Origin of the sequence: Marinactinospora rubrisoli, assembly GCF_042664915.1 — a bacterium.
In the GTDB taxonomy this organism is placed as follows: Bacteria; Actinomycetota; Actinomycetes; order Streptosporangiales; family Streptosporangiaceae; genus Marinitenerispora; species Marinitenerispora rubrisoli.
This window is the reverse complement of sequence record NZ_JBHTBH010000026.1, coordinates 1-7,011: the sequence shown is the minus strand read 5'-3', so window position 1 is coordinate 7,011 and position 7,011 is coordinate 1. Positions and strand designations below refer to the sequence as shown.

At 69.0% G+C, this 7,011-nt stretch carries 8 protein-coding genes and 2 rRNA genes; 7 read left to right on the top strand and 3 right to left on the bottom strand.

Features of this window, described 5'->3' with window-relative positions; all coding sequences use genetic code 11:
- Together ACFQRF_RS27630 and rrf are read left to right on the top strand one after the other, a co-directional pair.
- Positions 1-101 (top strand): 23S ribosomal RNA (locus ACFQRF_RS27630); the annotation flags it as partial.
- Between the two features lie 52 nt (positions 102-153).
- A 5S ribosomal RNA gene (gene rrf, locus ACFQRF_RS27625) occupies positions 154-266 on the top strand.
- A 112-nt stretch (positions 267-378) separates the two neighbouring features.
- On the opposite strand, the gene ACFQRF_RS27620 is transcribed toward rrf, so the two are convergent.
- The gene (locus ACFQRF_RS27620) at positions 379-756 is read right to left on the bottom strand and encodes a VOC family protein (protein WP_379874416.1); all 378 of its coding nucleotides are present in this window, start codon (positions 754-756) and stop codon (positions 379-381) included.
- A 126-nt stretch (positions 757-882) separates the two neighbouring features.
- Between ACFQRF_RS27620 and ACFQRF_RS27615 the strand changes: the two genes are divergently transcribed.
- Positions 883-1,278 (top strand): winged helix-turn-helix transcriptional regulator, encoded by a 396-nt coding sequence (locus ACFQRF_RS27615; RefSeq protein ID WP_379874414.1) that lies wholly within the window; start codon positions 883-885, stop codon positions 1,276-1,278.
- A 119-nt stretch (positions 1,279-1,397) separates the two neighbouring features.
- Positions 1,398-2,225, top strand: a complete 828-nt coding sequence (locus ACFQRF_RS27610) for a pentapeptide repeat-containing protein (protein ID WP_379874413.1) — start codon at positions 1,398-1,400, stop codon at positions 2,223-2,225.
- A gap of 695 nt (positions 2,226-2,920) precedes the next feature.
- Here the strand turns inward: ACFQRF_RS27610 and ACFQRF_RS27605 are convergent.
- Together ACFQRF_RS27605 and ACFQRF_RS27600 are read right to left on the bottom strand one after the other, a co-directional pair.
- Positions 2,921-3,976: a methyltransferase domain-containing protein gene (locus tag ACFQRF_RS27605; protein ID WP_379874412.1), complete on the bottom strand. Its 1,056-nt coding sequence runs from the start codon at positions 3,974-3,976 to the stop codon at positions 2,921-2,923.
- 188 nt (positions 3,977-4,164) lie between these two features.
- Positions 4,165-4,455: a hypothetical protein gene (locus ACFQRF_RS27600; RefSeq protein WP_379874410.1), complete on the bottom strand. Its 291-nt coding sequence runs from the start codon at positions 4,453-4,455 to the stop codon at positions 4,165-4,167.
- A gap of 135 nt (positions 4,456-4,590) precedes the next feature.
- Between ACFQRF_RS27600 and ACFQRF_RS27595 the strand changes: the two genes are divergently transcribed.
- The 3 genes from ACFQRF_RS27595 to ACFQRF_RS27585 form a co-directional block, all read left to right on the top strand.
- Positions 4,591-5,007 carry a cobalamin B12-binding domain-containing protein gene (locus ACFQRF_RS27595; RefSeq protein WP_379874409.1) on the top strand — a complete coding sequence of 139 codons (417 nt, stop codon included), beginning with the start codon at positions 4,591-4,593 and terminating at the stop codon, positions 5,005-5,007.
- A gap of 126 nt (positions 5,008-5,133) precedes the next feature.
- Complete coding sequence (locus tag ACFQRF_RS27590; protein WP_379874407.1) at positions 5,134-5,901, top strand: sulfite exporter TauE/SafE family protein; 768 nt, start codon at positions 5,134-5,136, stop codon at positions 5,899-5,901.
- 276 nt (positions 5,902-6,177) lie between these two features.
- Positions 6,178-7,011: ATP-grasp domain-containing protein (locus tag ACFQRF_RS27585; protein WP_379874406.1), on the top strand; the 834-nt coding region annotated here is incomplete at its 3' end.

Below are 7,011 nucleotides of genomic sequence, written 5' to 3'. Positions count from 1 at the left end.
GTGGGTAAGGTTTCCAGTGGATGACTGGGTTGATAGGCTGGGTGTGGAAGCACTGTGAGGTGTGGAGCTGACCGGTACTAATCGGCCGAGGGCTTGTCCGCCATGGATGCTGGGTGTTCGCGCACACGTTGTTTCTGCGGATCGTTGTAGGGTTACGGCGGTTTTGGCGAGAGGGAAATACCCGGTCCCATTTCGAACCCGGTCGTTAAGCTTCTCAGCGCTGATGGTACTGCCCTGTTGGGTGGGAGAGTAGGTCGCCGCCGGACATCTTTTTGGGGTCGCCCCTTTTGGGGCGGCCCCTTTTTTTGTTGTGGTGTGGTTGTGGTGTGGGGGGTGTTTGGGGGCGCCCCCTTTTTTGTGTCGCGGGTGGACGGACCGCTAATCGCCGATGAGTCGCTGACGCAGTTCGGCCGTCCATTCCACGTACTCGATCTCGGCGCCGTCGGCGTGGCGGGCGTACAGGAACCTACCCGTGGGTCCTGCCGTGATGGGGGTGGTGATTGCGGCGCCGGCGGCTTCGAGAGTCGTCTTGGTGTCGTCCAGGTCGTCGACCACCACGGTCGCCGAGGCGTGCGCGTACTTCGCGCGCTCGTCGGCCGGGCCGGCGATGACGAGAAGGTCGCCGAGCATCGCCAACTCGACGGCGTGGAACGACAGGCGTAGGTCTGGCTGCGCGTCAGTCAGCTCCTGCAGCAGTGGAAGGGCCTGGTCGAGGTCTTCAGTCCACACGCGTGCGTACGTCTTCAGGATGCTCATGAGCACTCCATACGGTGGGGTCCCGGCGAGCGGGCCGCGGACCGTGGTCGCTTCTGGTTACTCGGGAACCGTACGTAAGTAGGCTCTGAAGTGGAAGAACGCACTTTTCGGTGAGAGGGGCACCCTGTGGTGACCGAGCAGGCCACGCGGCGGGTGGACGAGGGGGACGTGCGGCGCGCCGACTCGCTCGCGCGGGAGATCTTCGTCGGAGTCGCCAACAAGTGGGCGCTGCTCATCATCAACGTCCTGGGCGACCGCACGTTGCGCTTCACCGAGCTGCGCGGCGAGATCGAGGGCATCAGCCACAAGATGCTCACCCAGACCCTGCGCGGGCTCGAACGTGACGGTGTGGTGCTGCGGACCGTACACCCCACCGTCCCGCCGCGGGTGGAGTACCGCCTCACCGAGGCGGGCGCGGCGTTGCGTGACACCGTCAACGGGATGTGCGCCTGGACTCGGCGGTACCTCGCCGAGATCGAGACGGCGCGACGTCGCTACGACGCCGATCACAGCGTCGGCTGACGAACGTCGGCGAACCGGCGGGGGCGGAGGTGGGCGGCCGTTCGGGCACGGGAGAATGGAACGGTGCTCCGGGCAGTCCTGCGTGCCCTCCCCACGATCTCGACAGGAGTCCACGTCCGTTGTCCCATCCGTCCGACGTCACCGACACCGACCGTCGTGATCTGCGTGCCGACTGCGCGAACTGCTTCGGGCTGTGCTGCGTCGCGCTGCCGTTCGCCGCGTCGGCCGACTTCGCCGTCGACAAGGCGGCCGGTGAGCCATGTGGGAATCTGCGGCCGGACTTCCGGTGCGGCATCCACGCCCGGCTGCGCGAGCGGGGATTCTCCGGCTGCACCGTCTTCGACTGCTTCGGCGCCGGCCAGCGCGTCTCGCAGGTCACCTTCGGCGGGCGCGACTGGCGCCGGGACCCGGAGACGGCGCGCCGGATGTTCGGGCTGTTCCCCGTCATGCGGCACCTGCACGAACTGCTGTGGTACCTGACGGAGGCGCTGGAGCTGCCGGCGGCCCGGCCGATGCGTGCCGAGCTGCGGCGGGCGTTCGACACCACCGAACGCGTCACCCGCGGCTCCGCCGAACAACTGCTCAGGACGGACGTACCCGCGCTCCGGGGCGAGGTCAACTCCCTGCTGCTTCGGGTCAGCGAGCTGGTCCGTGCCGGTGTCCCGGGCCGGAAACGGAACCATCGGGGTGCCGACCTCATGGGAGCGCGACTGCGCGGCGCCACGCTGCGTGGGGCGAACCTGCGCGGTGCCTACCTGATCGGTGCCGACCTCCGGGATGCCGACCTGCGCTCGGCCGACCTGATCGGGGCGGATCTGCGTGGCGCGGACCTGCGAGGCGCCGACCTCACCGGCAGTATCTTCCTCACCCAGCCGCAGGCCGACTCGGCGCGCGGCGATGCCGCCACGCGGCTGCCGGACGCGATCGGCCGGCCCGCGCACTGGTGACCGGCGCGGCGCACTGCGGCCCGCGTGCGGGCGTCATGTGCGGCTTCGGGGCGCCGCCTGCTCGTGTCGCGACAGCGAATCGCGACAGACCTTGATCAGGGCGTGGTTCCGACCATCCCCCTCGAATGGTCGGAACCACGGCCGTGAGCCGCGCGGCCAACTGGGGAAGTCGCGCCGGGCAGGGTGTTGACCGCGCGGCCGTCCTACTCCCGGAGTTCACCTGTGCGCGCTTGAGCACCCGCACCGACAGTCCGGCGGCGAGCGGCGGGTTCCGCGACTGCTGTTCGAGCTTCTCGGCCGTGTCACCGTGCAAAGTGGGTGCGAACAGCGAATCCCGGGTGCGATTGGTCGCCACCCACGCCGCCGGACGGCCGAGATCGTCAACGGAGCGCCACACGTTCCAGTTCGGATACTCGGCGTTCAAGCGGCGCAGAGTCTCAACGTCGTCGGACCGTTCGGGTTGGCCGGGCCAGACTCCGCAACGCGGCAAGGCCCTGGCGCTGGCGCCGAGCCGTCCAGGCGGCACGCTTGAGCTGCTCTCGAAGACCGATCCGCTCGGCCAGCTCTCAGCCGCGACCGGGCGACGTATTGGGCCCGAGTTCCTGGTGGCTGATAGCAAGCTGAACATTACGGAGGCCGAAGCCCCGTTCGGCACTATTTGGGCGGATTCGGCCAGCCCACAGCGACATGCACCGTCACGTCCCCTGTATCCACACCGGCCCGCCGGGCTCCTCAAGCCAAACCCGATGTTCCCCTTCGCGGGTGACGGTCAGCCCGAAGTCGGTGATCGGTGGACGCCCGTGCTCGAACCAGAAGGTGTGCGCCGCCTCGATCTCGTCCCATAGGCGTCGCTGACCGCCCTGTTCCACTCGTCCGTCCGGGTACAACCTGGCCCATGCCGAGCAGTTCAGCGCGGTCAGCCACACCACATGGTCTCCGCGCGGACCGTCCGGCCACGCCGCGCCCCACCGCCACGACGGCACCATCATGGCGAGTTGCGGACCGCACGTCTGGTCGAGCACGACCTCACGCGGGTCGCTGTCCAGCGAGCGGGTCACGTCCGGTGAGGCGGCCGGATCATACGCGGCTCCGCCGTTCCACCGCTGGGATCGCAGCAGCATGAAGGAGGTTCCGCCCGCGAACCGCCCCTGGGACTGGCCGTCGGCCGCTTCGAGTCGGGCCAGGAGTCCGCCCGGCAAGGCAGCGTTCGGCTTCCAGGGGGTCACCACGACACCGCCTGGCCGAGTCTGCGACAGCCAGGCCCCGGGCACCCGTGTCACGGCACAGGTCGCGATCACCGCATCGAACGGTGCGCCCGACGGCCAGCCCGCGGCGCCCTCGCCGACAACGAACTTGACCCGATATCCCGCGTCGGCGAGCGCCGCCTGCGCCTGACGGCTCAGGTCTTCGTCCACCTCCACCGTGGTGACGGATCCATGCGATCCGACCAGTTCGGCGAGCAGAGCGGCGTTGTATCCGGTTCCGGTGCCGATCTCCAACACGCGGTCTCCTGGCTTGACCGCCGCCGCCATGAGCATCTTCGCCATCACGGACGGCTTCGACGAGGAGGATGACGGGACTCCGGGGCCGTCGTCGGCGCCATCGTCGACTTGTGTGACGACGGGCTGGTCGGAATAGGCCAGCGAGAGCCACTCCTCCGGCGCGCGGACTCGGTCAACCCAGTCGCGCGCCTGAACCGGACGTATACGGTCGGGTAGGAAGTGGTGGCGTGGCACCTCTTCAAACGCCATCGTTACCTGGCCGCTTACGTCGACCAGCTGGGCAGCCAGAGCCCGACGCCGGTCGGTGGAGTCGTCAGTTTCCGAGATGGTGGTCCCTCCCTCTCAGCCGCACAGCGGACACGGGACGAGCTGTTTGTCGGACCAGGGCCCATTGCCGGCACCGCTTTCAATGACGGTGCCGGTGCCGTGGGCCGCCCTCAGGCCTCTTCGGCGTGTTCGGCCAAGTAGTCGATGTAGAGCGGCCGTAACGCCTCCTGGAGTTGCGGGTCGCCGTGCCGGGCGGCCAGCAGTTCGCTGACCAGCCCGGAGAGCTTGGCGACGCCGGTGGTACTGGCGTCGAGGTTGCCGGTGGCGGCCTCGGCGGCGGGAATGCTGCGCAGCAGCCGCCAGAAGAAGCCGACGTCCCACCGTTGCCGCGCGAGTGCGACGGCGCGGCGGTGGAGTTCCTCGGTCGGCAGCTGCTCCCAGTCGGTCGGTTCCTCGGTCATGCCGACCCACTACCCACCGCCGGGACCGTCAGCCCGAGAGTGAGCTGCGTTACTCTGCGAGTTGCACAGGGGTTCACACGTCCCGCCCGCGCGGCCCCACGAGGTGACCGCGCCGTCGCGAAACGGAGGTCGGCCATGGTCGCGTCATCCGCGGTGAGGGTCGTCATCGCCAAGCCCGGACTGGACGGCCACGACCGGGGGGTCAAGGTGGTGGCGCGAGCGCTCCGGGACGCCGGGGTGGAGGTCGTCTACATCGGTCTGCGGCAGACTCCCGAGATGATCGTGAACGCCGCCCTCCAGGAGGACGCCGACGCGATCGGCCTGTCGGTCCTGTCGGGCGCGCACATGACGCTGTTCGGGCGTGTCCTCGAACTGCTCGGGGAGAACGACGCGACGGACATCAAGGTGTTCGGGGGCGGCATCATCCCGGACGAGGACATCCCACAGCTGGAACGGCTCGGGGTCGCGAAGATCTTCACGCCGGGGGCGACCACGTCCGAGATCACCGAGTGGGTCCGGGAGAACATTCCGGGCACGCAGGCCGTCACCTGACACGACGATGGGGCCGGGCGGGGCCCGGCGGGCGGTGTGGGATAGAGTCCACGTTCCGTGTCGACCTGCGCAATTCATGACGAACCGCCGTTGATCCGCCACCTGTCGAAGGCCGCGTAGCCGCACGTGGACGTCGACGTCATCGGCCTGCTCCTGCTCGCGGCGGCCGCGGCCGGATGGGTGGACGCGGTGGTGGGCGGGGGCGGCCTGCTCCTGCTGCCGGCCCTGCTGGTGGCGGCTCCCACCACCCCCGTGCCGGCGCTGCTGGGCACCAGCAAGCTGGCCGCCGTCTTCGGTACCTCCTCCGCCGCGATCGCCTACGCCCGCCGGGTCAAGATCAATCCCCGGATCGTCTGGCCCACCGCCGGGCTCGCGTTCTTCGGCGCCGGCACCGGGGCGGCTCTGGCGGGCATGATCTCCTCCGCCGCCTTGCGGCCGATCATCATGGTCGTGCTGCTCGCGGTCGCCGCGGTCGTGCTGCTCCGTCCGTCACTGGGCGCGGTGGTCGATCCCACTCTCCAGACGCCGCGTCGCGTCACGGCGGCCATTCTGCTGGCGGGTGGCGCGGTGGCCTGCTACGACGGCCTGATCGGCCCGGGCACCGGGACCTTCCTGATCATCACGCTCACCCTCGTCACGGGCATGGACTTCGTCGCCGCCTCGGCGTCGGCCAAGGTGATCAACACCGCGACGAACCTGGGGGCGATCGCGGTGTTCGCGTGGAACGGGCATGTGCTGTGGCTCCTCGGCCTGGCTCTCGCCGTCTGCAACGTGGTCGGCGCGCAGATCGGTGCCCGCATGGCGCTGAGCCGTGGCACCGGGTTCGTGCGGGCGGTGCTGCTCGTCGTCGTGCTGGCCTTGGTGGCCAGGCTCGGATGGGACCAGTTCGCCTGACCGGCGTGTGAACAGAGATGTGACTCGTCACACGGACGATCACCACAACGCCTGCAAGGGCGGGGTGATACCCGGCCTTTCGGACCCGCCGCCACAGGTCACCTGGCCCCCCGAGTCGGCTGTCAAGGGCCGGGAGAGCTAAGCTTCCGCATGTTGCGGATGGATTTTTGCGCCGCATCTTCCAACGCGGACCCGTCCAGGAAGGTTCCGCCGCGAGAGCGCGACACACGACGTCCGCATGAATCTTCAGCCAGCGAGTTACAAGGACGGACCCTCGTGGACCTGTTCGAATACCAGGCGAAGGCACTCTTCGCGGAGTATGGGGTCCCGGTGCCCCAGGGAAAGGTGGCGAGCACGCCCGAGGAGGCGCGTGTCATCGCCGAGGAGTTCGCGGCGGCGGGCAAGCCCCGTGTCGTCGTGAAGGCGCAGGTCAAGACGGGTGGCCGCGGTAAGGCGGGCGGCGTGAAGGTCGCCGATGGTCCCGAGGACGCCCGAGCCAAGGCCGGGCAGATCCTGGGCATGGACATCAAGGGCCACACCGTGCACCGGGTGCTGGTGGAGGAGGCCAGCGAGATCGCGGAGGAGTACTACTTCTCCTTCCTGCTGGACCGGGCGAACCGGACCTTCCTGTCGATCTGCTCCGCCGAGGGCGGCATGGAGATCGAGGAGGTCGCCGCGACCAACCCCGACGCGGTCGCCAAGGTCGCGATCGACGCGCTGAAGGGCGCGCCCGCCGACGTCGCCGCGGACATCGTCGCCAAGGGCAAGCTCCCCGAGGCCGCCGCCGCGGGGGCCGTGGAGATCATCTCGAAGCTGTGGGACGTCTTCGTCGGCAAGGACGCCACCCTCGTCGAGGTCAACCCCCTCATCCTGACCAAGGACGGCCGCGTGGTCGCCCTGGACGGCAAGGTGACCCTGGACGAGAACGCCGAGTTCCGCCAGGACCTGGAGAGCCTGGCCTCCGCCGCCGAGGGGGACCCCCTTGAGGTCGCGGCGAAGGCTAAGGGGCTGAATTATGTGAAGCTGGACGGCCAGGTCGGGATCATCGGTAATGGTGCGGGTCTGGTGATGTCCACGCTGGACGTGGTGGCCTATGCCGGTGAGGCGCAC

What these genes read in the sequence shown, in the direction of transcription:
- ACFQRF_RS27620 (WP_379874416.1), bottom strand. Translation starts at nt 756, where the DNA reads ATGAGCATCCTGAAGACGTACGCACGCGTGTGGACTGAAGACCTCGAC.
- ACFQRF_RS27600 (WP_379874410.1), bottom strand. Translation starts at nt 4,455, where the DNA reads ATGACCGAGGAACCGACCGACTGGGAGCAGCTGCCGACCGAGGAACTC.
- ACFQRF_RS27595 (WP_379874409.1), top strand. Translation starts at nt 4,591, where the DNA reads ATGGTCGCGTCATCCGCGGTGAGGGTCGTCATCGCCAAGCCCGGACTG.
- ACFQRF_RS27605 (WP_379874412.1), bottom strand. Translation starts at nt 3,976, where the DNA reads ATGGCGTTTGAAGAGGTGCCACGCCACCACTTCCTACCCGACCGTATA.